25 protein-coding genes and 4 pseudogenes are annotated in these 25,728 nt (G+C 41.2%); 12 read left to right on the forward strand and 17 right to left on the reverse strand.

Going from position 1 to position 25,728, the window contains the following annotated elements; all coding sequences use genetic code 11:
* Positions 1–50: 50 nt before the first annotated feature.
* Positions 51–788: a sulfite exporter TauE/SafE family protein gene (locus M1D69_RS18105; RefSeq protein WP_458105287.1), complete on the forward strand. Its 738-nt coding sequence runs from the start codon at positions 51–53 to the stop codon at positions 786–788.
* A gap of 40 nt (positions 789–828) precedes the next feature.
* Here the strand turns inward: M1D69_RS18105 and M1D69_RS18110 are convergent, their stop codons facing one another.
* The 3 genes from M1D69_RS18110 to M1D69_RS18120 form a co-directional block, all read right to left on the reverse strand.
* A complete protein-coding gene (locus M1D69_RS18110) occupies positions 829–2,034 on the reverse strand; it encodes a Bcr/CflA family efflux MFS transporter (RefSeq protein ID WP_024120381.1) in 1,206 nt (401 codons plus the stop codon).
* Between the two features lie 198 nt (positions 2,035–2,232).
* Positions 2,233–2,556, reverse strand: coding sequence for an AzlD domain-containing protein (locus M1D69_RS18115; protein WP_458105286.1), 324 nt, complete (start codon positions 2,554–2,556; stop codon positions 2,233–2,235).
* Positions 2,553–3,278 (reverse strand): AzlC family ABC transporter permease, encoded by a 726-nt coding sequence (locus M1D69_RS18120; protein ID WP_458105285.1) that lies wholly within the window; start codon positions 3,276–3,278, stop codon positions 2,553–2,555. Before M1D69_RS18120 ends, M1D69_RS18115 begins: the two co-directional genes overlap by 4 nt.
* A gap of 118 nt (positions 3,279–3,396) precedes the next feature.
* Between M1D69_RS18120 and M1D69_RS18125 the strand changes: the two genes are divergently transcribed.
* The 3 genes and pseudogenes from M1D69_RS18125 (at position 3,397) to M1D69_RS18135 (ending at position 5,173) form a co-directional block, all read left to right on the forward strand.
* Entirely contained in the window at positions 3,397–3,954 is a 558-nt protein-coding gene (locus tag M1D69_RS18125; RefSeq protein WP_044161601.1) for a helix-turn-helix domain-containing protein, read from the forward strand.
* Positions 3,955–4,035: 81 nt separating this feature from the next.
* Positions 4,036–4,528 (forward strand): annotated as a pseudogene (locus M1D69_RS18130) (MarR family transcriptional regulator).
* Between the two features lie 15 nt (positions 4,529–4,543).
* Entirely contained in the window at positions 4,544–5,173 is a 630-nt protein-coding gene (locus tag M1D69_RS18135) for a nitroreductase family protein (RefSeq protein WP_458105284.1), read from the forward strand.
* Positions 5,174–5,213: 40 nt separating this feature from the next.
* Here the strand turns inward: M1D69_RS18135 and M1D69_RS18140 are convergent.
* The 3 genes and pseudogenes from M1D69_RS18140 to M1D69_RS18150 all read right to left on the reverse strand — a co-directional run.
* Positions 5,214–5,507: pseudogene (locus M1D69_RS18140) on the reverse strand (SDR family oxidoreductase); the annotation flags it as partial.
* 37 nt (positions 5,508–5,544) lie between these two features.
* Positions 5,545–8,202 carry an MMPL family transporter gene (locus tag M1D69_RS18145; protein WP_458105283.1) on the reverse strand — a complete coding sequence of 886 codons (2,658 nt, stop codon included), beginning with the start codon at positions 8,200–8,202 and terminating at the stop codon, positions 5,545–5,547.
* Positions 8,199–8,657, reverse strand: a complete 459-nt coding sequence (locus tag M1D69_RS18150) for a MarR family transcriptional regulator (protein WP_458105282.1) — start codon at positions 8,655–8,657, stop codon at positions 8,199–8,201. The genes M1D69_RS18145 and M1D69_RS18150 overlap by 4 nt, the downstream gene beginning before the upstream one ends.
* Before the next feature lie 167 nt (positions 8,658–8,824).
* Between M1D69_RS18150 and dinB the strand changes: the two genes are divergently transcribed.
* The 3 genes from dinB to abc-f all read left to right on the forward strand — a co-directional run bounded on the left by dinB (position 8,825) and on the right by abc-f (position 12,848).
* Positions 8,825–9,334 carry a damage-inducible protein DinB gene (gene dinB, locus M1D69_RS18155; protein WP_458105281.1) on the forward strand — a complete coding sequence of 170 codons (510 nt, stop codon included), beginning with the start codon at positions 8,825–8,827 and terminating at the stop codon, positions 9,332–9,334.
* A gap of 178 nt (positions 9,335–9,512) precedes the next feature.
* Positions 9,513–10,892, forward strand: a complete 1,380-nt coding sequence (locus M1D69_RS18160; RefSeq protein WP_458105280.1) for an amino acid permease — start codon at positions 9,513–9,515, stop codon at positions 10,890–10,892.
* Positions 10,893–11,213: 321 nt separating this feature from the next.
* Positions 11,214–12,848 carry a ribosomal protection-like ABC-F family protein gene (abc-f, locus tag M1D69_RS18165; protein WP_458105279.1) on the forward strand — a complete coding sequence of 545 codons (1,635 nt, stop codon included), beginning with the start codon at positions 11,214–11,216 and terminating at the stop codon, positions 12,846–12,848.
* Here the strand turns inward: abc-f and M1D69_RS18170 are convergent.
* The 5 genes and pseudogenes from M1D69_RS18170 to M1D69_RS18190 all read right to left on the reverse strand — a co-directional run.
* Positions 12,837–13,155: pseudogene (locus M1D69_RS18170) on the reverse strand (hypothetical protein); the annotation flags it as partial. The gene abc-f and the pseudogene M1D69_RS18170 overlap by 12 nt on opposite strands.
* A 94-nt stretch (positions 13,156–13,249) precedes the next feature.
* Positions 13,250–13,723, reverse strand: a complete 474-nt coding sequence (locus M1D69_RS18175) for a GNAT family N-acetyltransferase (protein ID WP_458105278.1) — start codon at positions 13,721–13,723, stop codon at positions 13,250–13,252.
* 155 nt (positions 13,724–13,878) lie between these two features.
* The gene (locus M1D69_RS18180) at positions 13,879–14,223 is read right to left on the reverse strand and encodes a DoxX family protein (protein WP_458105277.1); all 345 of its coding nucleotides are present in this window, start codon (positions 14,221–14,223) and stop codon (positions 13,879–13,881) included.
* Positions 14,220–14,819: a TetR/AcrR family transcriptional regulator gene (locus M1D69_RS18185; RefSeq protein ID WP_458105276.1), complete on the reverse strand. Its 600-nt coding sequence runs from the start codon at positions 14,817–14,819 to the stop codon at positions 14,220–14,222. The genes M1D69_RS18180 and M1D69_RS18185 overlap by 4 nt, the downstream gene beginning before the upstream one ends.
* A gap of 159 nt (positions 14,820–14,978) precedes the next feature.
* The gene (locus tag M1D69_RS18190; RefSeq protein WP_229043621.1) at positions 14,979–15,314 is read right to left on the reverse strand and encodes a thioredoxin family protein; all 336 of its coding nucleotides are present in this window, start codon (positions 15,312–15,314) and stop codon (positions 14,979–14,981) included.
* A 329-nt stretch (positions 15,315–15,643) separates the two neighbouring features.
* On the opposite strand from M1D69_RS18190, the gene M1D69_RS18195 reads away from it, so the two are divergent.
* Positions 15,644–16,228 carry a DUF421 domain-containing protein gene (locus M1D69_RS18195; RefSeq protein WP_229043622.1) on the forward strand — a complete coding sequence of 195 codons (585 nt, stop codon included), beginning with the start codon at positions 15,644–15,646 and terminating at the stop codon, positions 16,226–16,228.
* A 291-nt stretch (positions 16,229–16,519) separates the two neighbouring features.
* Here M1D69_RS18195 and M1D69_RS18200 read toward each other — a convergent pair whose 3' ends face one another.
* Complete coding sequence (locus M1D69_RS18200; protein ID WP_229043627.1) at positions 16,520–16,939, reverse strand: Lrp/AsnC family transcriptional regulator; 420 nt, start codon at positions 16,937–16,939, stop codon at positions 16,520–16,522.
* 291 nt (positions 16,940–17,230) lie between these two features.
* On the opposite strand from M1D69_RS18200, the gene M1D69_RS18205 reads away from it, so the two are divergent.
* Positions 17,231–17,992 (forward strand): MBL fold metallo-hydrolase, encoded by a 762-nt coding sequence (locus M1D69_RS18205; RefSeq protein ID WP_229043623.1) that lies wholly within the window; start codon positions 17,231–17,233, stop codon positions 17,990–17,992.
* Between the two features lie 85 nt (positions 17,993–18,077).
* On the opposite strand, the gene M1D69_RS18210 is transcribed toward M1D69_RS18205, so the two are convergent.
* Positions 18,078–18,851 (reverse strand): GNAT family N-acetyltransferase, encoded by a 774-nt coding sequence (locus M1D69_RS18210; protein ID WP_458105275.1) that lies wholly within the window; start codon positions 18,849–18,851, stop codon positions 18,078–18,080.
* A gap of 368 nt (positions 18,852–19,219) precedes the next feature.
* Between M1D69_RS18210 and M1D69_RS18215 the strand changes: the two genes are divergently transcribed.
* Positions 19,220–20,113, forward strand: coding sequence for an alpha/beta fold hydrolase (locus M1D69_RS18215; RefSeq protein WP_458105274.1), 894 nt, complete (start codon positions 19,220–19,222; stop codon positions 20,111–20,113).
* A gap of 119 nt (positions 20,114–20,232) precedes the next feature.
* On the opposite strand, the gene pdxR is transcribed toward M1D69_RS18215, so the two are convergent.
* Entirely contained in the window at positions 20,233–21,681 is a 1,449-nt protein-coding gene (gene pdxR / locus M1D69_RS18220) for a MocR-like pyridoxine biosynthesis transcription factor PdxR (protein ID WP_458105273.1), read from the reverse strand.
* Positions 21,682–21,814: 133 nt separating this feature from the next.
* Here pdxR and M1D69_RS18225 point away from each other — a divergent pair, with 133 nt between their 5' ends.
* Entirely contained in the window at positions 21,815–22,714 is a 900-nt protein-coding gene (locus tag M1D69_RS18225; protein ID WP_458105272.1) for a DMT family transporter, read from the forward strand.
* Positions 22,715–22,917: 203 nt separating this feature from the next.
* Here the strand turns inward: M1D69_RS18225 and M1D69_RS18230 are convergent, their stop codons facing one another.
* Both M1D69_RS18230 and M1D69_RS18235 read right to left on the reverse strand, forming a co-directional pair.
* Positions 22,918–23,343, reverse strand: coding sequence for a MaoC family dehydratase (locus M1D69_RS18230; RefSeq protein ID WP_458105271.1), 426 nt, complete (start codon positions 23,341–23,343; stop codon positions 22,918–22,920).
* 491 nt (positions 23,344–23,834) lie between these two features.
* Positions 23,835–24,120 (reverse strand): annotated as a pseudogene (locus M1D69_RS18235) (mannose-6-phosphate isomerase); the annotation flags it as partial.
* Positions 24,121–24,141: 21 nt separating this feature from the next.
* Here M1D69_RS18235 and M1D69_RS18240 point away from each other — a divergent pair.
* Complete coding sequence (locus tag M1D69_RS18240; RefSeq protein WP_458105270.1) at positions 24,142–24,600, forward strand: N-acetyltransferase family protein; 459 nt, start codon at positions 24,142–24,144, stop codon at positions 24,598–24,600.
* Between the two features lie 126 nt (positions 24,601–24,726).
* Here the strand turns inward: M1D69_RS18240 and M1D69_RS18245 are convergent, their stop codons facing one another.
* On the reverse strand, positions 24,727–25,617 hold the full coding sequence (locus tag M1D69_RS18245) for a Vgb family protein (RefSeq protein ID WP_458105269.1): 891 nt from the start codon (positions 25,615–25,617) through the stop codon (positions 24,727–24,729).
* Positions 25,618–25,728: the final 111 nt, after the last annotated feature.

Below are 25,728 nucleotides of genomic sequence, written 5' to 3' on the forward strand. Positions count from 1 at the left end.
TCACTCAGCTTCATTACATTTACAGCTCAGAATACAATGGAGGAAAAAATATGCTCATTATTCTTGTTATGTTTCTTCTCGGAATCATTTTAGGCTTTATTGGTGCCGGGGGAGCCGGCTTTGTTATTGCTCTTTTAACTCTTGTTTTCCATATTCCGATTCATACAGCTTTAGGCACTTCCCTCGCCGGCATGGCTTTCACCAGTTTATCAGGGGCCTACAGCCATTACCGGGAAGGCAACATCCAATTAAAAATCGGTTTAACGGTCGGATGCTTTGCTGCCGTCGGGTCATTTTTCGGGGCAAAGCTGACATCTTTTATTCCCGCCGATTTGCTTCATTATTTGACAGCGGGAATGTTATTTTTATCAGCGATTCTCATTTTAATCAGATTATTTATTTTAAAAGAAAAACCTCAAGGGAATCAAAGCAATGTTGCTATGTATACAAAAGCCGTGATTTTAGGAATCGTAGCAGGCATACTTTCCGGCACATTCGGCATCGGTTCTGCTCCTTTTATCCAGATCGGTTTAATGATTATGCTGAACCTTTCCATCCGTCATTCTGTCGGAACGACGATGCTTGTCATTATCCCTCTTGCTGTAGGCGGAGGTATAGGGTATATCACGGAAGGATTTGTTGATTATGTATTGCTGGTCAAAGTCTTGATCGGAACCATGTGCGGTGCGTATGTTGGCGCGAAATTCACCAATCTCATGCCAAAGGCCGTCTTGAAATCCGCAATCTTTTTGACTCCGGCCATCGCCGGCCTGCTTTTGCTATTTTAATAAGATCAAAAAAACCTGACATGCCGTCAGGTTTTTTTGATTAATTCTGCTTCACGCTCTCTTTAGTTAATCTAAAAAAGGCGAGCGAACCGATAACTGCTGTAACAAACATGATCGCTCCCATCGGAACAGCTGTCGTCTCATCAATGCCCACAAGAGGCGAAACGATGGAGCCAAGGAGCAGCGGGAGCATTCCCAGCAGCGCACTTGCACTTCCGGCGCGGTGCCCCTGTTTTTCCATGGCCAGCGTAAACGTGCTCGTCAGAACCATGCCGATCGTAATCATATAGACAAAAATAGAGATAACCAATGCAGCGAGAGGACCGTGAATCATCGTCATCGTTAATAGCACGGCAGTCGCAATCATAGCTGTAATGACCGCCATGCGGAGCAGGCTTTTTTCATGAATGATTCCGCCAAAGCGCCCGATAATAAAGCTTCCCGTAATAATCGCCAGGCCGTTAATGCCGAATAAAATACTAAACACCTGCGGCGACACTCCGTAAATATCCTGGTACACAAAAGGCGTACCGGATACATAAGCAAAGCTTCCCCCGTGAACAAATCCGACAGTTAACGCGTAGCCCATAAAAGAACGATCCTTCAGCAGGCTCCCCATTGTTCTGACAGATGTTCCAATTGAGCTTGGAATTCGCTTTTCGGGCGGCAATGTTTCTTTTAGCCTCAGCGCAATAATCAGTACAAGCACAAATCCGATGATTGTTAAAAAGTGAAAAATCGTATGCCACGTTGCAAACGGCAGCAATAAAAGAGCACCGCCTGTCATTGGCGCAATCATTGGCGCGACTGCGGTAATCACCATTAACAGTGAGAAAAATTTAGAAAGCTCTCTCCCTGTGAACACATCCCGCACGATTGCCCGAGACAGCACAAGTCCTGCAGAGGCCGTAATCCCCTGTAAAAAACGGGCTGCCACCAGTGTTGTAATGTTTGGTGAAAGCGCACAGAACAGAGAAGATAACGCAAATAAGAAAATACAGATTAATAGCGGTTTCCGTCTTCCCTGCGCATCACTGACCGGCCCGACAATCACCTGGCCGATGGTAAGCCCGATCAGACAGGCTGTTAAACTTAACTGTACAAGCGAGGCACTGGCCGATAAATCATCGGCAATGTCAGGAAAACTAGGCAAATACATATCTATATTAAGCGGGCCCAATATAGCAAGCATGCCGAGCAGAAATGCCAATGCCAAACGCTCTTTTCCAGTTGGATTTTGCAGCATCCTATCAAAACCTTCCCTTCAATCTATTATTTATCTGAAACAGATGTCACTCCAACAATTGATTGAAGCTGTAAAACATTTGTATATTGTACCATAACTTTCAGCCAGTGAAAGCCGCTTAAAGATTGAATCAAAGACACAAAAAATACCAGGGTCTGCTCCCCCCTGATATCGTGAGTTTTGATGAAAACAGCTGTATTATACCCATAAGCGCAAGCCTGCCATCAGAACAACACCGCTGATGACTGTCATACACAAACTTTTTGTTTTCAGTGCAATCAATAGAGTAGGAATCAATACAACTGCTGCCTGCCAATTCAATTTCAGAGAATCATTGGATTGAATCATGCAATCCTTCACAACAAGTGCCGTCAATATACAAACCGGCACATAGGAGAGCCATTTCAGCACAGGCTCCGGCAAGGAAATATTCCGCACAACTAAAAATGGAATCACGCGGGGAATCATGGTGACCAGCGCGCAGCCGATAATCACCATCAGGATGTATGTATTTACGCTCATTTATCTGTCACCACCCCGATTGTCGCTACGATGATCGTTGACATGATCACAGCGAGATGTGACGGCATAAAGAAAGAGAAAATAATCATCGCAATCACCATATAAATAATGAGAGATACATAGTGTTTAATCTTTGCAGGCACAACATGTTCCATCTGCAAAATCAGCAGTGCTAAAAACATAGCCGTCACCGCAAAATCGAGTCCGAACGTTTCCGGATTGGTAATCCATTTACCAAAGACCGCCCCTGCCACACAAGAGAGCACCCAGCACGCATATGCAGTGAGATTTAAACCGAACATCCATCGGTCACTAATTGGTTCTTTTTTTACAATCTTATTTGAAGCAACACCGAATGACTCATCTGTCACCATCATGCCGATTCCCACATTTTTCACTAGCGAATACTTTGAAAAATGAGGAGCAAGCGCGGCACTTAATAGAAAATTTCGTGAATTTACGATAAACGTTGTCAGGATAATAGCGGACATCGGACTGTTCGCTGCTAACAAAGCACAGATAACGAACTGGGAGCCGCCGGCAAAAACCAAACCTGACAACAGCGTAATCTCAAGGACGCTTAAATGCGAGGCAATCCCCACGATTCCGGCAGCCAAACCTATACTGATGTAGCCGATCAGCGTCGGGACACAATCTTTAAACCCTTGTAAGAACGATGGCTCGCAAGTTTGGGCATGAGTGATTTCTTTCTCTGATATCATTCTGTTTCTCCTCCTCGTCCAACATATTATACACATATATGTTATAGCTTACAACTGTCTGTAATAGCTGATTTTAATATGTTATAATAAAGTGAATATGACGTAAGGAGATACATGTATGGATGATATCCAAGCCATTATCGCAAAGAATCTTGTCAAACTCAGAAAAAGCAGAAACCTGACTCTTGATCAAGTTTCTGAGTTAACGGGCGTCAGCAAAGCGATGCTCGGACAAATTGAGAAAGAAAAATCGACCCCGACTGTCACCACTCTCTGGAAGATCGCAAATGGGCTGCAAGTATCTTTTTCTGTTTTTCTGAAAGAAGACAAGCCGAAAGTAAGAAAAATCAATCTTAAAGATATTGAACCTGTTACAGATAATGAAGAAAACTACATTGTTTACCCCTTTTTTCCCTACAATCCTGAAACAAAGTTTGAAATTTATGTTGTCGATCTGAAACCGGGATGCATACATGAAGCAAAAACACATTTAGGAGAAGAATACATTTTAATCAAAGAAGGCGAGTTAACCGTCAATCTGCAGGATCAGGAGCATTCGCTAGTACCAGGAGACGCCATGCAGTTTACGGGATCCACGCCGCACAGCTACATCAATTCATCACAGAAAACGGCCAGCTTTTTTCTGCTGATGTTTTATCCTGAGCCGCAAGGATAACAAGAACCTCCCACCTTATATGTTGGGAGGTTTTTAAATGTGCAAATGGCTTGCAAATTGAAATCAATCGTTGTATATTAATTGACGTGTCAATCATTGATATATCAATTATTTTTTGACAAGAAAGAAGGGATGGGTTTTGGCATCATTTTGTTCTGAGGAAGCCGAGATTTTATATCAGCTGCAAGGCGTGAACAAAGTGATTGGCGTGAAGTTCGAGGCATGCACGGGCATCAGCCAATCTCGTTTGGAATTGCTGACATTGCTTTATCATGCGGATGAGATCAGTCAAAGCGACCTTCAAAAGAAAGTCAATATCGACAGCGCGGCCGTCACAAGACACCTAAAACAGCTTGAAGCCAAAGGCATGGTATCAAGACGGCGCAAGCCCGAAGACAACCGGATTACCCTTGTGCGGTTAACAGATCAAGGAAGAAAACGAATCGAGTCTTCTAAGAAAGAAAAGGAGCGTTTCATGAAGGAAATGCTCGCAAATGTAAGTGCTGAAGAGCGCCGCGTGCTTATTAATGTGCTTGGGCGCATGCGAAACAATATAGATAATATCGAAGCTTAAAAGGAGTGTATCAACATGATCAAAACAAACGATTTTATGGAAATTATGAAAGGACGCCGTTCCATTCGCAATTATGATCCGGCATTGAAAATCAGCAAAGAAGAGATGACAGAAATCCTAGAGGAAGCCACAACTGCGCCATCCTCTGTCAACGCGCAGCCATGGCGTTTTCTCGTCATCGACAGCCCGGAAGGAAAAGAGAAGCTCGCCCCGCTGGCAAGCTTTAACCAAACACAGGTCACAACTTCATCTGCCGTCATCGCTGTTTTTGCAGACATGAACAATGCAGACTACTTAGAAGAAATTTATTCAAAAGCCGTGGAGCTCGGTTACATGCCGCAGGAGGTAAAAGACAGACAAATCGCTGCCCTCACTGCTCATTTTGAAAAGCTTCCGGCACAGGTGAACCGTGAAACGATCCTGATTGACGGCGGCCTTGTTTCTATGCAGCTTATGCTGACTGCACGCGCGCACGGCTATGACACAAACCCGATCGGCGGCTACGATAAAGAAAACATCGCGGAAGCCTTCGGATTAGACAAAGAGCGTTATGTGCCTGTTATGCTTCTTTCCATCGGAAAAGCTGCGGACGAAGGATACGCTTCCTACCGTCTGCCGATTGATACTATTGCAGAATGGAAATAAAACAAAGCTCCCAAGAATGACTCTTGGGAGCTTTTTCATTTTAAATAAATCCGCCGTTCACCCGGATCGTCTGGCCTGTGATCCATTGGGATTGTTCGCTCGTTATAAATTCAATCACATTTACGATATCTTCCGGTACCGCATGAATGGTGATTTGTTTTACGGCTAATTCTTTGGCAAGCTGACGGGTGAATTGCCCAAGCGCCTTTTGTTCCCGCATATGATGTATGTCAGAAACATTTGACCGACAACAAATGCAGAAAAGTTGTTGATTCTCCCCTTTTCCTTCATTGCTTACTGACAGGCGAAACGTGCCTTTTACATTTACAAAAAAGAGTGATGAACAAATGAATTGTCACCACTCTTTTTTTCTATTCTTTATTTTTCTTTCTGCCAAACGGCCACCAGTTTCCTTCTCCAAATGTCACAATGATTGCCGGCATCAAGAGCGGAAGAATGACAAGGCCGTACAGGAGCAGCCCGATAATGATGACACTTGCCACCTGCATCAGCGTATTAACGCCTGATGTCATCATCGCCGCGAATGTACCGGCCAAAATAATAGCCGCGGTGATGATGACAGAGCCCATTTTGCTCATTGACCTGATGACACCTTGATGAATGCCAAGCTGAACCTCTTCTTTAAAGCGGTCAAGCAAGAAGATCGAGTAATCTACCCCTAACGCGATCAATATAACAAAACTGAAAAACGGTACCGCCCAGCTGACTCCATCATTGCCCAAGATATTCACAAAAATCAATTCCGTCATTGAAATCGAAGTGTAATACGTAAGCAGCAGTGAAGCGATCATATAAATCGGCATCACCATTGACCGGAACAAGACGGTCAATACGATAAACAGCCCGAGAATCATGATGACCATCGTTCTAGAGAAATCCGTTGTAGACAGCTCTTTTAAATCGGCATTGACGCTCGTTACCCCGCCGTAAACAATTTGAGTGTCCTCCAGAGGCGTGCCGCCGACTTCGCCGGCTACCGCTTTTTTGATCTGGTTTATGGTCGTAATCGCTTGTTCTGAATACGGGTTTGAATCCAAGACGACGCTTAATTGCACTCCCTTGCCGTCTGCAAAGGAATACCGATCAATTGATTTCTTAAAATCCTTATCTTTCAGGACTTGATCAGGAATAAAAATCCCTGTATCCCGAACGGTTGAGCTTTTGCTCATGTCCTCTAACATATCACTGGATGCCGTAATCCCGCCGGTGATTTTTGTCAGTCCATGATTTGCGCTCTTCACACCTTCGGCAAGCTGATTCAGGCTTTCTGTCAGCGTCCCGGCCTGTTTCTGCTGGCCTGAAAGCTGCTCGTTTGCTTGCTCAAGTCCGGTTTGAATTTGTCCAAGCTGTCCGCTGATTGCTGTGAGCTGCGGCACCGCCTGTGCGGTATTGCCGGTTTGAGAAAGCTGTTTGCTGACAAGCTGCAGCTGCTGATTGATTTTTCCCAAACCGTCAGCTGCATCTGACAGTGAGCCTCCGGAGCTGCCATTCGCGGCCGTTCCGGTTTGCCCAGACATTTGATTCAGCCCATCTTCAATATCCGTTAACCCGCTTTGGACATCAGCAATTCCCTTTACTGTCTTATCCAGTCCGTCTGACACAGAGCCTAGCTGTTTATCAATATATAAATCTTTGATTTTTTCACCCGTCGGCTGGGTAATGGTCATGACGGAATCAACATGTTCAACTTTCTCAATGGCTTTGCTGATATTTCCGAGATAAGGGATCGTCTCAGCGGTAGTGAGATCCTTGTCTCCTTTTATCACCACATTCACCGGAAATGCTTTTCCTTCACCAAACCCATGCTTAATGGCTTCAAGACCTTTGATGGATTTGTAATCGCTGCTGATTTCCGCCGTTGAATCGAATGAAATCTGGTCATCATAGGTCAAAATGAACGGAAGCGTGATGATGACTGTTATGACGAGAAACAGAAACGGACGGGCAACAGAATGTCTGCCGAGAAACGCCCACAATTTATTGTCACTGTGCGACAGCACTTTCTTAGACGGCCAAAAGAGCTTTTCACCGAGTGTCACCATAAATAAAGGCAGCAGAGTGAAGAGGATGATCATTAAAATGCCAACCCCGACAGCAACTCCCACAGCTGATTGGAAAATGGCAAACTTCGCAAAACCAAGGGCTGAAAACCCGATCAATACCGCAAACCCGCTGATAAACAATGTTTTTCCGCCTGTACGGTAAGCAATAAGGGTTGCCTCTTTTTTGTCATGCCCGTTTGCCAGTTCTTCACGGAAACGAGTCAGAAGAAGAATACAGTAATCTGTTCCAATCCCAAACAGGATGGCAACTAAAAAGGTTTGGGTAAATGTCGAAATAGGAAAATCAACATGATAAACTAAAATGCCCAGTATAGATTGACTGATTACATACGAGAAACCGACAATCACAATCGGGATAAAAGGCGTCACAACAGAGCGGAACACGATCAGCAGCAAGCCGATAATCAAACAGACTGTGATCACTTCCGTTTTCTTAAGCCCATCCTCTGAGCTGTGCGCAAAATCCTGATTGATAAGAGACGCTCCCGTAATATATGCCGTCAAATCATCGGGAACGATTTGATAAATATCATCAGCAATATTTTCCGCTTTCTTATCAGATCCGGTGATCGTTACGGGAATAAGAATGGTTTTCTTATCCTTTGAAATCAATTGATCTTTGATTTCTTTTTCACCTGTCAGCGGAGATGTTACCTCTTCAACACCATCAATCTTTTTGACGTTATCGATTATGCTGCGGAGCTGATCCTCTGTATCTTTATTTAGCGCACGATCTAATGTGAAGACAATGCTTATCGAATTATTGTTTTCTCCGGCTTTTTTCAGAATAGCATTTGCTTTTTCTGAAACGGAATCAGCCGGCAGCTGTGACTGCCCCTTTTGATTGGCCAGCTCCGTTAAGTTGGGAGAAAATAAACTCAATATAACAGTCAGCGCTAAGATAACCGCCGCAATGGCCCATTTGAATTTGACAATCGATTTCATTCCGTAAGATCCCCTCCTTTAAATTTGCTTTTTAGAATGGTAAATATGTCAATGAATGATTGTAAGTGCTCCTCATCTATATCGTGCATCAGCTCTTTGAGCGCGTGAAAGATAGCTGAATCCAATTCTTCGATAATGCTTTCACCGTTTTCTGAAATTTTGATTCGTTTCGTGCGTTTATCACTTTTTACCGGACAGTCATCCCACTCAACCAATCCCTTTTCCAGCAGCTTCTTCAATCGGTTAGAAATCGCGCTCTTATGCACGTTTTGATACATGGCCAGGCTGCCGGGAGAAGATGGGCCCTTGACTTTTAAAATTTTTAACAGGTCGGCCTGTTCTCTGGAGATGTGTTTGAATACATCCTGATCGACTTCATGATGTACAAACTCTGTACCTTCAAGTAAAACTTCTACGAAAAGATTGATCGCTTGGCATAGCTTCTGTTCATTCAACGTCTTTCCTCCTGCATTTTAGTTTACGCCCCTAAACTTTCGATCGATGCTACATAGTTTATCCCCCTAAACTATGTTCTGTCAATACATTTTATTCACAGAAAACTCCCTAAAGAATGTTTGTTCGTATACAATAGAAACGATAAACGCGAAAGGGGAAAATTCACATGTCTGATCTAGCATTACAATTGTATGAATATAACGTATGGGCTCATCAGCAAATATTTAATCGATTAAAAGAGCTTCCACAGGAGGTTTATCGTCAGGAGATCCAAAGTGTGTTCCCGTCAATATCCCATGTATTGTCCCATGTTTACCTTTCGGATCTCGGCTGGGCGGAGGTGTTTTCCGGAAAAAGTATGAACCATGCTTTAGCATTAGCTGAACAGCTTACAGAACAGACAGTGGCGAAGGAACTAGCGGAAATGGAAGCCTTGTTTCTAAAATTGTCCGAGCGATATACAGCTTTTTTCAAGCAAAAGGAACAGATCCATAAACCCCTTCAGATTGAAAATCCCGCCGGCGGAATCATGAAAACGACTGCTTCTGAACTGGTGCCGCATGTTGTAAATCACGGGACATATCACCGCGGCAACATAACAGCGATGCTGCGTCAGATAGGGTACGCATCTGCTCCGACTGATTATGGGCTATATCTGTATATGAAAAAAGCATAAAATGGCGTAATCAAAAGCGGCTCCCACTATTGAGCCGCTTTTTTCGTATCTTGTGATGAATCGATAAACCTTAAAATTTCCTTCCATATTTCCTGTATAGTAAAAAAGATAGAAATTTTAGTGTTATAATAGTATCTAAAAACATGTTTAAACAATTTTCAATGGAGGAACACACAAAGTGACAGACGACATGACGCAAGATCCTAATATAAATCAGCAGAAACTGTCGAGAGGCCTGAAAAACAGGCACATCCAGCTTATTGCGATCGGCGGAGCCATTGGGACAGGCCTGTTTCTCGGCTCGGGAAAATCGATACACTTTGCAGGACCGTCAATTTTATTTGCTTACATGATCACGGGGATCATTTGCTTTTTAATTATGAGATCGCTTGGAGAACTGCTGTTGTCTAATCTGAACTATCACTCTTTTGTTGATTTTGTTCAAGATTATTTAGGCGATATGGCCGCATTTATCACAGGCTGGACCTACTGGTTCTGCTGGATTTCAATCGCGATAGCCGATTTAACTGCGGTCGGGCTATATACCCAGTATTGGCTTCCCGGTGTGCCGCAATGGGTTCCGGGCTTAATCGCTCTTATTATTTTACTGATTATGAACCTGGCTACCGTCAAGCTGTTTGGAGAATTGGAATTCTGGTTTGCATTAATTAAAGTCATTGCCATCTTGGCGCTGATTGTGATCGGTCTTTTTATGATTTTCAAAGGCTTTTCCACAAGTTCAGGTGTTTCCAGTTTCTCAAATCTCTGGAGCCACGGAGGCATGTTCCCGAATGGAATACACGGGTTTATCCTCTCGTTCCAGATGGTTGTGTTTGCCTTTGTCGGCATTGAACTCGTCGGGCTTACAGCGGGTGAAACAGAAAATCCGGAAAAAGTCATCCCTAAGGCGATCAACAATATCCCTGTAAGGGTGCTGCTTTTCTATATTGGGGCGCTTCTTGTGATTATGAGCATCTATCCATGGGATGTCATCAATCCTAGCGAAAGCCCATTCGTACAGGTCTTTGTTGCAGTCGGCATCGTCGGTGCTGCAAGCATTATCAACTTTGTTGTATTAACGTCAGCTGCCTCAGCCTGCAACAGCGCTGTATTCAGTACAAGCCGCATGGTCTATTCACTGGCGAAAGACAAAAATGCGCCGGAATCAATGGCGAAACTGACACCGCGCAAGGTACCGAGAAACGCGTTGTTCTTTTCAGCTATCGTGATTTTAATAGGTGTCACATTGAACTACATCATGCCGGAAGGCGTATTTACCTTGATCACAAGTATTTCCACCGTATGTTTTATCTATATTTGGGGAATTACCGTTATCTGCCATATGAAATACCGTAAAACAAGACCTGAATTGGCGAAAGTAAACAAATTTAAGCTGCCGCTTTATCCATTTACGAATTACTTAATTTTGGCGTTCCTGGCGTTTGTCCTTGTTGTACTGGCATTAGCACAGGATACTCGGGTTTCCTTATTTGTTACACCGGTTTGGTTTATTTTGCTGATTGTGATTTATAAAGTAAGAAAATTAAAGCAGCAATAACCCTTTTAAGCTCCTGCCTCAGAAATGAGAGCAGGAGCTTTTTTGATGAAAATGACCTTTGCTTTCGAATTGAAAAATATGCTATATTGTTTGTAATAAATTGAGAAGGGATGATGGGTGGACAATGATTAACTAATCTTATTTTTAACGATTGAAATCGCATATTTCAAATCATAAAAAAATAGGATTAGTCTGCCCATTTTCTATATACGTACGCGCTATTTCTGAAGAATAGCTTATTTAATCATGGCAAAGGCACGGCTAATCCTTCCAAAACATTTGGGAGGATTTTTTTGTTCTCCCTTAAAGCGAGGGATATAGATGAAAGAACAATTAAAACTAATAAACGTCAGCTATGAAGTAAAGGATCTCACCGTTTTTAAAAACGTAAATGCCAGTGTTCAGCAAGGAGATATCATTGGGATTATCGGCAAAAACGGGGCTGGAAAATCGACGCTGCTTCACCTGATCAACAAGGACTTAACTCCGTCACAGGGACAAATCCAATGGATGCAGCACGGCTTAAAAACGGTGCTGGTTGAACAGGAAACTGAATCGTATTCCTTTGAGAATCAGACACCTGCCGAAGTGAAACTGCTGGAGAAATGGCACGTGCCAGCCCGTGATTTCAGCCAGTTAAGCGGCGGAGAAAAACTGAAAGCACGGCTGGCAAAAGGGCTATCAGAGGATGCAGACCTTTTCCTGCTGGATGAACCGACAAACCATCTTGATGACATAAGCTTGCAATTTCTCATTCAGCAGCTGAAAAATGTTAGCGGCACTGTCATTCTCGTTTCGCACGATCGGTATTTCTTAGATGAAGCTGCCACGAAAATATGGTCAATCGAGGACCACACGCTGACTGAATACAAAGGGAATTACTCTGGTTACATGAAGTTCCGGAAAGAGAAAAGACTGACACAGCAGCGCGAATATGAAAAACAGCAGAAAATGATTGAACGGATTGAAGCACAAATGACAGAACTCACTTCATGGTCGGAAAAAGCCCACGCACAATCGACGAAAAAGGAAGGGTTTAAAGAATACCATCGTGTAAAAGCAAAGCGCACAGATGCCCAGGTCAAATCGAAACAAAAGCGGCTTGAAAAAGAACTCGAAAAAACAAAGGCTGAGCCTGTCGTTCCGGAATATACTGTTCGTTTTTCAATTGATACAACTCATAAAACAGGAAAACGGTTTTTGGAGGTTCAACACCTGACGAAGTCATTTGGCGAAAAGACACTGTTTCAAAACGCCCGCTTTACGATTCAGCACGGAGAAAAGGTTGCCATTACAGGCCCGAACGGCAGCGGAAAAACAACCTTATTGAAAGTCATTCTTGGACAGGAAACGGCTGAGGGAAAGGTGTGGATATCACCATCAGCAAAAATCGGTTATTTAACACAGGAAGTATTTGATTTGCCTTTAGAACAAACACCGGAGGAGTTATTTTATCAAGACACGTTCGAGGCGAGAGGAAACGTGCAGAATATCATGACGCGATTGGGATTTACCGCTTCTCAATGGACAGAACCAATTCAACATATGAGTATGGGCGAGCGTGTAAAGTGCAAGCTGATGGCTTATATCTTAGAGGAAAAAGACGTGCTGATATTAGATGAACCGACCAATCACCTCGACCTGCCGTCACGCGAACAGCTGGAAGAAACACTGTCACAATACAGCGGCACACTGATTGTGGTTTCACACGACCGTTATTTTCTCGAGAAAACAACAAACAGCAAACTCGTTATTTCAAACAATGGCATCGAAAAGCAATTGAATGACGTTCCTTCAGAAAGAAATGACCGGGAGGAGCTTCGTTTAAAGCTTGAGACAGAAAGACAAGAAGTACTGGGAAAGCTCAGTTTTATGACGCCAAATGATAAAGGGTACAAGGAGCTGGATCAGGCTTTCAATGAGCTTACGAAACAAATCAATGAACTAGATCAATAGCGTTTTAGGGATACCAAGGGCTGTTCGCCCTTGGTATTTTTTAAGCTTTCGTCTCCAGCCCTCGCCGCAGGAAATGTCTAAAGACCGCTCAAATGTTTGTTTATTCTCGTAAACCAGCTGAATGTCGGCCCTTCAAAAAGCGTAATAAAGGCTATCACACACTTCTCGGGCGGACAAGTGATGCCCGATTCTTTAAAAACAAGTCTAATCCGGCTTTTCAAAGCATGCAGAAACATCAGGTACTGGGCTGAAATAAAATTGCAGGAGCCTTAAACGACATTGCCAGCAAAAAGGCTACATAGGGCATTCCGGGACTCAAAAAATACCAATGATAAACGCTGCTTCTTCTTCAACAATCTCGGACTAAACGCGTCCGCTAAGCAGGCCGACACTTTCACCTGCTAAACCAGCTGTCTCCGCATTTTGATATTTGTCATGATATACCCCATTTTCTGATAAAGGTGGACGGCTGTTTCATTGTGCGCAAACACATGGAGAGCAAGCCTTTCCGCTCCCAATTGCCTCGCCTTATCATCTAACGTGTGAAGCGCCAATTGAGCCAGCCCTTTACCGCGGAAAGCTTCATACAGGCCAAATGAATAAATAAACGCCTCTTTTTGCGGATGGTGCGGGTCAGCATACAGCCAGAGCCAGCCAATGTTTTCTCCAAGGTCATTCCTGATGTTCCAAAAATGATGATTGCTGCTGTTTCGTCCATTCGGAATCATGTTCTCATATGCCTGTTCCGATTTCTCAAACGCCTCTTTTTCCGTCCAAGTTCCCGATTGTATGTTTTGTTTCGCGTAATTTTGCACGGACATCCCGCGAAATGCTTCGAACTCCTCCACAGTCATGTCTTCCAAAGTTAACGCCATCCTGTATTCCTCCTTTATGAAAAAAAGTCCAGCTGGTGCCGGACGAATAACGTACAAATGAAGATCTATTTCTATTATTCGATTTATACCTGTGACTTTCTATTATTCGATAAGAGAAGGAGATCTCCTGCAAATTGGTTTGTTAAATGAGTAGATTACGTGGACTCCCAAATGATTATACTGATAGAAACAATCAAACAGATCATTGCAGGGATCGTCATGAGTACTGATTGGCGCGCTCGAACAATGTGTGCATGAACCGCTCCCGCCATGAGAACGATAAACAGGACGCCTGCCCCAAATGCTGCATACCAATTCCAAATTCCCGCTGTCATAGCAAATGCCCCCGCTATTTCAAGAATACCAGTAACAGTCAGAAACCATAACGGATATTGATAATGCCGCCAATGCTCCACTTGAAAGGGCACGCGGAACACCTTTATGATGCCTCCCGCGAGCATAAAAGCTGCCAAACTGACCTTCATGATGATAGATATCATCTTGCGTCACTCCCTTTTGGAAGCATCCCGTATATTAAGAGATTGACAACCTGAGCTGCGAGACTTGCCGGATCTTTGATTCCGGTTAACAAATATGAATCGGTCAAATGTTCAATCATGCCGATCAAGCATTCCGCCACGGTTTCCATTTCCAATTCGGAACGAAAATAGCCAAGGCGCTGTTCTGCTTCTAAGTTGCCTTTCAAAACCATCGCGACATCTTGTTTCAATTGTTTCGCTTCTGGGTTGAGAAAAAAACCGATCCTTGTTAAATCCTTGTCCTCCGCCAGAAACTGAAAAACAGTTTCCACAGCAGAGAGCACTTTGTTTGTTAGATCGTTCGCATGTAATCCGGTTTCCAGGAGAAGTGATTCTGTCAGCTTTCTTAAGCGAGAGTGGAAATCATTGATTAACTCCAAAAAGATGGCTTCTTTACTTTGAAAGTACAGATAAAAGGAAGGCTGCGTCAGTCCAGCTCTTTTCACTATGGCACTTACCTTCGTTTCATGAAATCCCCGAATCGAAAATTCCTGTGCAGCAGCTTTGAGCAATCGTTTCCGGCTCTCCTCCCCTTTACGTCCTTTTCTGCTTTTCACATCGGATCAGCCTCCACAAAAAGATACTCTTTAGTAACATTACTCATGAGTATTATTTCATGCACTTGGATTTTATGTCAATGAATTTCATATTCAGCTGCTTCCTTCATAAAAAAATAACGAACATGACTTGCTGCCATGTTCGTTTAACTGCGCATTTTATTCCTCATATAATTGATAAACTCTTTTTAATTTCTGTTCCAGCTGTTCAAAATGCACGAAACGCGCTTCTCTCAGAAATTCAGTACCCTCAATAAATAAAAGAAGAACGGGAACGGTGAAGACCGAAAATCTGCCGGCAACCTCCTCCACACTATCAGCATTAACGTGTCCTAGTTTGATATGCGGAAACTGCTCCAGCAATTCTCTGAGCTGCGGCAAAACTGCGTGGCATACTATACAGCTAGGTCTTGATATATAGATAAAACTTAACTGGTGACGGTTTATAAAATTCTCTATTGCATTCAGTGATAGTAATTCAGTAACCTCTTTCATCCCATTCCTCCTGCTGATTGGTATTTACCTGCCTGAAATATACGGGACCAGCCTTAAGAATGTCCATATATCTGCTTTATTTTTATACAACCTGTCCAAAATTGTAAGACAAATCTTTTCACCTAATCTAAGTCGCTTGGAACGCGAACCGCTGTAAGGCAACTTTATCGCTGTTTATTCTCATGCGGGCAGCTTGGCAACATACAAAGTCATTCATCATGCTGAATGAACAACCAGGCTTTCGGATATATTAACGTTCAAATGGTCAAAGACGCTCTGCAGTTAGCCTCCGGCGTTATAATCCTTTACATTACTGGTCAGGTGGTAGGATGAGTTTTACTTGGGAAGCATTTGTCCTCATAATATCCGGTGTGATTTTGCTTAGAATTTCAGGAAGAAAATCAATTGCGCAAATGACCTCGGCACAAACGGTTGTCATGATTTCGATCGGAACCATCATTGTTCAGCCGATCATCGAAAACAGCCTATTAAAAACACTAGTTGCAGCTGTCATTTTTACGCTCTCACTCCTTTTTATGGAGTGGATTCAGCTAAAGTCTAATTTGATTGAAAAGCTGTTAACCGGGAAAGCGACAATTATCATTCAAGATGGCCAATTACATGTAGACAATTTAAAGAGAATGAGACTGACGTTAGATCAGCTGGAAATGCAATTGAGACTGCACGGCGTTTCTACTTTACAGGATGTCAAAAAGGCGACGTTAGAAGCAAACGGTCTATTAGGCTTAGAATTAATTGATGAAGCCAAGCCTTTAACAGTCAGGGATTTAAAAAAGATTATTCACCCCGACTTTATCAAAGAAGATGTTCAGCCATCCCATTCAAAGAACCGAAATTTATTTGATGAAATCGATCATGAAAATGTAAATTCAAGCCCTAAAAAGCTGCATTAAAAAAGACGCCTGTGATTGGACGTCTTTGTGTGCCTTTTTTCATCAATTGTCGGCCATTCAGTTGAACAGCTGGTGCAGCGCCTCCCTGTTCCAAAGAACACCACAGATCCAGATGATATACACGTAATTTGTTAATCACTAATTGGAATAAGAATGGATTCCAATTACAGATGATTCGCCACAGTCTGATTAAATGTCTTTATCACTTCAGTATCCTTCCGCCTTATAACAAAAACCAAAGGCTGACACCCTTGGTTTTTTTAGCATTTATATATTCTTACTTTATGCATTTTATTGTTTCATGTTATTAATAATAATAGACAATTTATAGTTTACATGCTTATTTAAGCCTACCAAAAATTCATCCAGCAATTCGTTAGAGGGAAATCTGCATTCCAGAAGATAACAGCCATCCCCGCTGATTTTATAATTATTGATGACGTATGTCTCTTGCGTTTTGATAAAGGAAAGATAAGGCTGATGGTGCGTGCTTTTTGTATAGATATTAATCAAGGCATGGATAGAATATCCCAATTTGTCTTGATTCACTTTAATGGTATAACCCTCAATCACTCCGTTATCTTCTAATTTGGCAACCCTGGATGCAGCGGCTTGGCCCGTCAAATGAACTTTCTCTCCTAATTCTTTCATTGTAATACGGCTGTTTTTAGATAACTCTTCTATTATTTGCATATCCGTGTGATCCAACATCATATCCTATCCTTTCCTTTCAAAAACAAATGAAAACATCGTATGCGCTAAGTAAATTGGCACCTATGTCCGAGTTCCAAAAAACACATTCACTTTTTTAAAACCCGCGTACTATTTTGGTTGTCTCCTGCATTCTCTTCAATCAGCATGCACTCTAGCCCGTTCGATGTTCATTTGTAATAGGTTCTTTCAACATTCAAGTAAAACGGCAAAAAGACTTGATTTCATCCATGTATTTGGCGATTGGTCATAGTATAAGCTATACGTATATCAAAGAAAAGGAGTTTTAATATGAACATTCAACAAATTCGTAATGCCACACTTGTTGTCGAATATGCAGGCAAAACGTTTTTAATAGATCCAATGTTAGCAGAAAAGGGCACTTATCCTCCATTCCCAAATTCACCACGACAAGACCAAAAAAATCCTTTAGTCAGCTTGCCGACATCAGTGGATCATATCATCAACAATCTTGATGCAGTCATTGTCACTCATTTGCATTTAGATCACTTTGATGATGCAGCCAAAGACATGTTGCCAAAAGACATAAAAATGTTTGTACAAAATGAAGAAGATGCGAAAGAAGTCAGAAACGCCGGTTTTCAAAATGTCGAGATTCTCACAACCGACACAGACTTTGAAGGTATTCAATTAATCAAAACCAAAGGCGAACACGGCAGAGGAGATATTTTAAAACTTGCCGGTCTTGTATGCGGTGTCGTGTTCAAACACCAAAGCGAGAAAACGTTATATGTAGCCGGAGATACGGTTTGGTATGATGCGATCCAAGAAGAGATCGATACACACCAGCCAGAAATCATTGTAGTGAACGGAGGAAACAATCAATTCTTTGAGGGCGGCTCTCTCGTCATGGGGAAAGAAGATATCCATGAAACGCATCAAGCAGCCCCTCATGCAAAAATAATCGTGAGCCATATGGAAGCGGTCAACCATTGGGCATTATCCAGAGAAGAAGTAAAAGGCTTTATTCATGAAAAAGGCATGTCATCTCATGTACTAGTGCCGGATGATGGCGAATCATATTCATTTTAAATGGCGAAAGAGTTCATGTGAATAAGCATGATATGCTCCGTCAGCTTGGTGCTCAAGAAAAGGCCCTTCCTTAGAAGGGTCTTTTTCAACCTGATTTTTTAAAAAAAATGGTGTATTTGGTTGATATCTCAAATCCTAGTTTTTTTGCTGCATGAATAGATGATTTGTTGCTGACATCACAATCCCAGCTAGGGCTGACGCCGTTTTCGAGACAATCATTGATAAACTTGCTCCCAGCAATATAAGCGAACCCCATCCCTCTATATTCTTCGTGTGTATAGATATCCATTTCTGCACGATCGCCGCCTAGAAATATGGAGGTGCACTCACTGACAACATAATTGTCATACAAAACAGCGAATCCAAATCCGTTTTTTAAAAAATTCGAGACTGAACCCCAATATTCCTCATAATAAGCTTTTTGAAATGCAGTGCTGCTTGAAATGATATCTTCATTTATTCTTTTTAATGTAAACCCCTTTGGAAGCTGAAAAGCCTTTTTGACAGAAATTTGTTGAGAAAACGCATATCGCATCATTTGATTCAACTCATCAGGCAGTACAGTTTTTATTACGCTGTCCCATGAGCGATTGGGAGAAAACAGAGTAAATCTTTTTTTGGATTTGGCTCTCTTTTTGTATAATTCAACGATAAACTCATTAACATTTTGATTCCTTTCATCCCCTGCAACATAATAAATTCCTGAGCTGGTTCCTATCAGAAACGATTGATCATCTGCATAAACAACTCCCGGAATTGTTTGTTCTAATATTGAATAAACAAATGTCGGGCAACATGTTTCTTTATAATGTATCAATGTTTTGACTTTACTATATTGTTCTTTTTTTATCTCCTGCAACCTGTACCCTCCTATCACTTTCCCTCTTTTATTCTATCCTTAAAAGAATTCCCCTCTTTTAAGGACACTTCTGTAAAGAGCTCTCACCATGATTCAGTATGATACTTCAGCCTGATAAGGTTTGTTCTTAACGTTTCTAAAGGTATTTGTTGCATGTTTGTTAAAGTACTGCGACTTTCTCGGAAACGATTGATTTCTGTTATATGTATTCTTAGACTTCTGTATCAAATTATTTATCCCCAATTTCATTTAGTATTTGATGCAAAACGAAAACTGTATTATATTGTAAATAGTTCTGTTATAATCAATTACTTTACTTTTCTGCACGTAACAATACATTCTTTTAAAAAGGACGGGAGGAAATTTGCATGTCAAACCATTCACCAATGTTTCCCCAATTAAGTGACAATGGCATTCACTATTTTCAAACTTATGATGAAAGCCTTGGTCTTTGGCCAGTTCCCTACAAAGCATATTATGTATCCACTCGTTTCGGTCAAACTCATGTGATTGCAAGCGGACCAGAGAATGCGCCGCCACTCGTATTGCTTCACGGGGCACTATTTAGCTCCACGATGTGGTATCCCAACATTGCGGATTGGAGCAGCAAATACCGAACTTATGCAATCGATATCATAGGTGATAAGAATAAAAGTATTCCTGCAGATTTATGTGGTACAAGAACGGGTTACGCCGATTGGCTTCTTGATGTGTTTGATTATCTAGGGGTCGAAAAGCCTCACATGATCGGACTCTCACTTGGCGGGCTTCATACTTTGAATTTTATTTTACGTGCGCCAGAGAGAGTAAAAAGTGCAACTCTTCTTAGCCCAGCGGAAACATTTTTACCATTTCATCACGATTTTTATAAATATGCGCTTAGTCTCACAGAACCAAATGGAGTTGAGAGTTTCTTAAAGTGGATGATGATAGATCGCAATGTGTTACATCCACTTTTTGTGAAGCAGTTTCATGCAGGAGTTATGTGGCAGGATGGAGCAAGACAGCCAACCCCTAAAGCCGACGGATTTCCGTATGTTTTCACCGACGAAGAATTAAAATCAGTAAAAGTCCCGATTCTATTATTACTAGGTGAACATGAAGTCATTTATGATCCGCATTCAGCCTTACAGCGCGCATCTTTATTAGTGCCTGGAATTGAAGCAGAAATCATCAAAAATGCGGGCCATGTTTTATCATTGGAACAGTCTGAAACCATAAATGAACGAGTTCTGAGCTTTTTAGAACAGCCAGTAAGATGAGGAGACACCCACCACTCCACATATTATCTTATAATTTCTAAGAACGTATAAAAATAAAAACATACCAACATTGTTTGGTATGTTTTTTGATAGATAGGTTCTCAACATTGAATGCATATTTATTTACTTGCCAGTTCCTTAATGATCAAACTTAATTCATAAATTCCCTTTTGGAGATCTTCAAGGGATGCATAAGCGTATGACAAGCGAATATAATTGCCTTTTTCCTGAGCATAAATACTGCCAAGATTGAGAAGAATCCCTTTTGTTAAGGCTTTTTTATAAAGTAATTTCATAGATATTGAGGGCAATATTTTTAACCAGATAAAGAATCCTCCTTTTGGAATAGTCCAAACAGCTGCATTCTTCATATTGGTTTCTAAAGCGCTCGTAACAAATTGCCTTCTTATCTTTAATTGATGTCTCACCCGTTTTAAATGCCGCTGATATTGGCCAGATGTAAACCATTCCGCCGCTACTCTTTGAGACAACGAACTCGATCCGTAATCTGTCTGCATTTTTATGTCAGATAAACGTTCAATCACTGGCTCTGGCCCGACTATCCATCCAATCCTTAAGCCCGGGCTTAGCGTTTTCGATAAACTTCCTACATATAGCACATGGCCGTTTTTATCTATTGTTTTAATAGGATATGGCGGAATGTCATCTATCCACAGCTCACGATATATGTCATCTTCAATAATGGGAAGCTGCGTTTTTTCGCTTGCGGCAAGGATTTCTTTCCGCCGCTCTTCTGACATTAAGATACCAGTCGGATTTTGAAAACAAGGGTTTGTATATAATATGGCTCTTCCCCGTTCCCCCTTTGTCATATGAATATGGTTTGGCAAAAGCCCCTCTTTATCCATAGGAAGTCCAGTCAGATTCATTCCGGCTGATTGAAATACATGTAATGAATAAAGATAAGATGGCTGATCAAGAAAAACAGTTGAACCTCTTTGCAAAAGCCCCATTGATATAAGCTGTAAGGCTTGCAGTGCTCCTGAAACAATAAGAATGGATGAAGGTGAAGCATGAATCCCGATTGTTTTTAAATAATCACTCAATGCCTCTCTTAAAGGCAAGTATCCTTTTGGTTCCTCATATCCGAACGCCTCTATGTTTTGAGATACCTTGCCCATAATCTCTTTCATAGCAGACAAAGGAAAAATCTCATTTGAAAGTTCTCCTTTGCTTAGCTGTATAAGATCAGAATTTGATTCTGATTGATTGATCTCTTGAACAATTCTTCGGCTTGGCTGCTGGATTCCCGACGTTACATATTTCTCCCAATTGGGTGCAGAATTCTTAGCCAACAGTGTCCAAGTATTGTTGATGACAACTGTCCCTTTGCCCATTCTGCCTTCAATCAACCCATCTGCCATCAATTCCTCTAACGCTGTGATAACCGTGCTTCGATTTACATGAAAGTCTTTTGCAAACGTTCGCTGGCTTGGAATCTTACTTCCAATCGGCCACTCTCCATTTCCTATTTTCTCTTTTATATAATCAATGATTTGTAAGTACTTAGGAAACTTTCTAACCGTTTTTTCTTCTGTAAAGCTCATCAAAAGCAGTCTCCTTCAACTAAAGTGGTTGGGTCAAAAATTATGTAACTGGTTGAAGCCATTTTATCAAATCTCTATTAGTATAAAACACACTAAATAACTGGTTGGTTTTTGTAAAGAAGGAGTGAAAATCATGAAAAAGAAAACTGTTCAACTCATCATATCTTACAGTCTTATGATCGGTTTGTGGGCATCAGCTTTTCCGGGAATTCGTGTAGGTCTGGAATATTACACACCCGAACACCTTGCTTTATTTCGTTTGTTAATCGGATCTATGGCATTGTTGCTTTTTGCTGTGCTGACTAAAATGCGCTTACCTGACATGAAAGATTTCCCTGTCATCTTATTATTAGGGTTTTTAGGTTTTGCACTCTATCACATTTTGCTTAATATCGGTGAAAAAACAGTTAGTGCCGGGATTGCAAGCTTACTCGTAACCACAGCACCAATCTTTTCTGCGGTGTTGTCTCGTCTGTTTTTTGGTGAACATTTTGGTTTTTCTAAATGGATTGGCTCTATCATTAGTTTATTGGGTGTGTCATTTATTTCATTAGGGACAGGAGACCATGCGCTTTCAATGAAAGGAATTATGTTCATTCTGCTGGCAGCTTTTGCAGAGAGTATTTATTTTGTTTTTCAAGCCCGTTATATAAAAAAGTATGGTTTTATTCCATTTGTAACGTTCACGATTTGGGGTGCATCCTTACCAATGCTTGTTTTTCTTCCAGGCTTATGGGGGGAGTTTGTAAACGCCTCAATGAACTCCACATTGTCTATCGTTTACTTAGGTTTATTCCCGACGGTCATCCCATACTTTGCGCTTGCATATGTAACTTCAATCGTCGGTGCTTCTGAAGCAACGATTTCACTTTATGTAACACCGGCTTTGACGTTGGTGATTTCCTGGATGTGGATAGGGGAAATGCCTTCACTTATTTCACTGCTAGGCGGAATGGTTACTGTCAGCGGGGTCTGTTTCACCTACATGAAAGGAAGCAAAATAAAGATGTTAAACGAGATGAAAAAGTTCTAATTTCCTTTCTGTCTTGATGCACGGTATCGGTCGGTACCCTGCTTCATATCATGACATGAATGAATAAAAAAACATACCAATCGTATTTGGTATGTTTTTTCTAAGATGAGCCCTTAACATTGTAAATTTAAAAGAAAGCATATCTTCATTATACTCGCATCGTTTGATCAATTGGTGATCAAAAACCTTTACTATTACATTATTTATTGCTTAATCAATACCGATAACTCACCTTCGAATACTTTTTCTTCTTTATGATTATAAGTAAATAACAATACAGTAAGTATTCCCGTTCCACTTTTCTTTGGTTTTTTATCCAGTACCTCAACGACTGTATGCAATTCATCATCTGGATACACGGGTTTTATGAATTTAATATGATTCATCTCTGTTCCAGCAATAATATCGTCGCCATAGAAGCCCTCTTCAATCCAAAGCTTAAAAGAAATAGCTAACGTTTGTATGCCAGAAGCGATGATTCCATTAAATCTGCCTTTATTCGCTTTTTCCTCATCTACATGCATATATTGAGGGTCAAATTCTTCCGCAAACCTCATTACATTTTCTTTTGTTACCCTAAAAGACTTTGTATGAAATACTTGTCCAATCGCAAATTCATCCAATTTCATAAATACACCTCTTATCAAAATATTCTTTCATCAACTATCACATAAAAAATACTGTATCATATTTCATGTAGATCATCCTTTACATTCTTACCTATAAAACTTGTCAGATCAAATGTTCATTTTGAGAAAAGAAACTTTTGCAATAGCCAACGTGACAGCTCAAAGATTTTGCATTTGAAATAAAAAAACTGCGTTTATAATAGGATAGCTTGTTTTTTTACAAACAAATCATTCAGAAACACATTTCGTTTTCTTCTCTTTTGGTCCATAAAGCAGCTTTTATAGGTTGTCTTAAGCAACGTGATTGTTGTCTGCAGTTAATCTGCTGGACATCATACTCCCAATTGCAGATAAGATAAAAGAAACCATCGAAGGGGTGTCATAGTGAGCGAATATGAAAAAAGATACCAGCTGGTATCTTTTTATATTGAAACATTCATTTAGATCAAAATGAGATCACCTTGGTTTCTGAAACTGGTCATAATGTTATTTTATAGATTAGATACGATACACTCCGCATCCCCCGCGAGTTTGAATTCCCCAAACCCGTAAGGCAGCAACATATGATCTCCTTTTTTAAGGTCATATGTACGCTCGCCGGAGATTATCCGGCCTTCTCCTTCGATGACGCTGACAAGAAGGAATGATTTTTGCTGTTTTAACCTTGCTGATCCTGTTAACTCCCACTTTTCCACTGAAAATATAAGGGCACTCCATCAATACGGCTATGTGCAAATCATCTGTTTGTTTATATTGAACCGTTTGCTGCTCTGGCGCGGAGAAAAAAGGAGAATGACTATGAGTATTGAGATAAAGGCGGTAACTGAAGAGAATCGTGAATCTATTCTGTCTCTTCATGTTCACAAGAGCCAAATATCATATATAGAATCAACCAAGCAATGTCTAGAGGATGCAACAGAATGTCAGTATTATAAACCTGCTGGACTTTATTACGAAGGGAAGTTAGTCGGTTTTGCTATGTATGGATGGTTTCCCGAGATTGATGAAGAAAATAAAAATGGCAGAGTGTGGCTTGACCGATTTTTCATTGACGAGCGTTTTCAAGGCCAAGGATTAGGCAGCAAGATACTTGAAGCTCTTATTCATCACCTTGCTGAGCTATATACATGTAACAGAATTTATTTAAGCATTTTTGAGAACAACATTCATGCTTTGCGCCTGTATCAAAAATTCGGCTTTACATTTAATGGTGAGCTCGATTTTAACGGCGAGAAGGTCATGGTAAAAGAGCTATAAGTACTTAAGCTGTTGAAAGGCTACATTGACGAGACTTCAGTTCATGTAACATGATGACGTTTCACGCAAATGAAAAAGCATACTATGTTCTTGGTATGCTTTTTATATTCTTTCAGCACTTTCTCTTCATTTCAGTAAACGCAGCTTTCCGATTTTATTGCATTCTAATGCGAACCATACACTGCCTTCTTTGTCACAGCCAATTCCGTGAGGTTCGCCATTAGAGGTTTTGATTGTATATTCTTCAAAGGTTCTCTCTTTTGTCAATCTTCCTATTTTATTTGCTCCCCATTCAGTGAACCATAAATCCGATTCGACTCCCGCCGCAATAGCATGAGGCCGGGCATTTGGTGTAGGAATATCATATTCCGTTATTTCGCCGGACATCGTGATCCTTCCTATTTTATTTCCCATTATTTCTGTAAACCAAAGGGCACCGTCATTTCCGTTTGCAAGACCTACTGGCCCTGCTCCCGGTGTTGGGATTGGGTATTCCGTTATTTCTTCTGACCGGGTTATCTTGCCGATCGCATTGTTTTGGTTTTCAGTGAACCAAAGTGAGTCATCGGGCCCCAACGTAATAAAAGAAGGATATGATTCTTTATTCGGCAGTTCGTATTCATGAATCACCCCTTCTGCTGTCAATCTCCCTATGCGATTTCCATTCATTTCAGTAAACCAAATATCACCGTTAAGACCTTCAGCAATTCCATATGGCGCTGAATTTGGATGAGGTAATGTGTACTCTGTAAATACGCCCATTTCTGAAAGCCTTCCAATTTTATCAGTCCCATTTTCAGTAAACCAAATATCACCTATTGAAGATATGGTCAAACACAGCACTCGTGCATCAGGAGTTGGAACAATAAATTCTTTGATTGTTCCATTTTGATGAAGACAACTGATTTTATTTGCTTTATGTTGAGTAAACCATACATTGCCTTCACGAGAGACCGCTATCCCATAAGGACCAGAATCCGCTTGTAACATATCTATTTCTTTCAGCTCAATATTCAAATAAATCCCTCCATTTAAGTACCCTTATACAAAAAAGCCTCCTATTCTCATTATACGAGACAGGAGGCAATGGAATTCCAGTACAGACTGCTGGTTACCTTATTTTCTGGG

This window comes from Bacillus sp. PK3-037 (assembly GCF_054161355.1).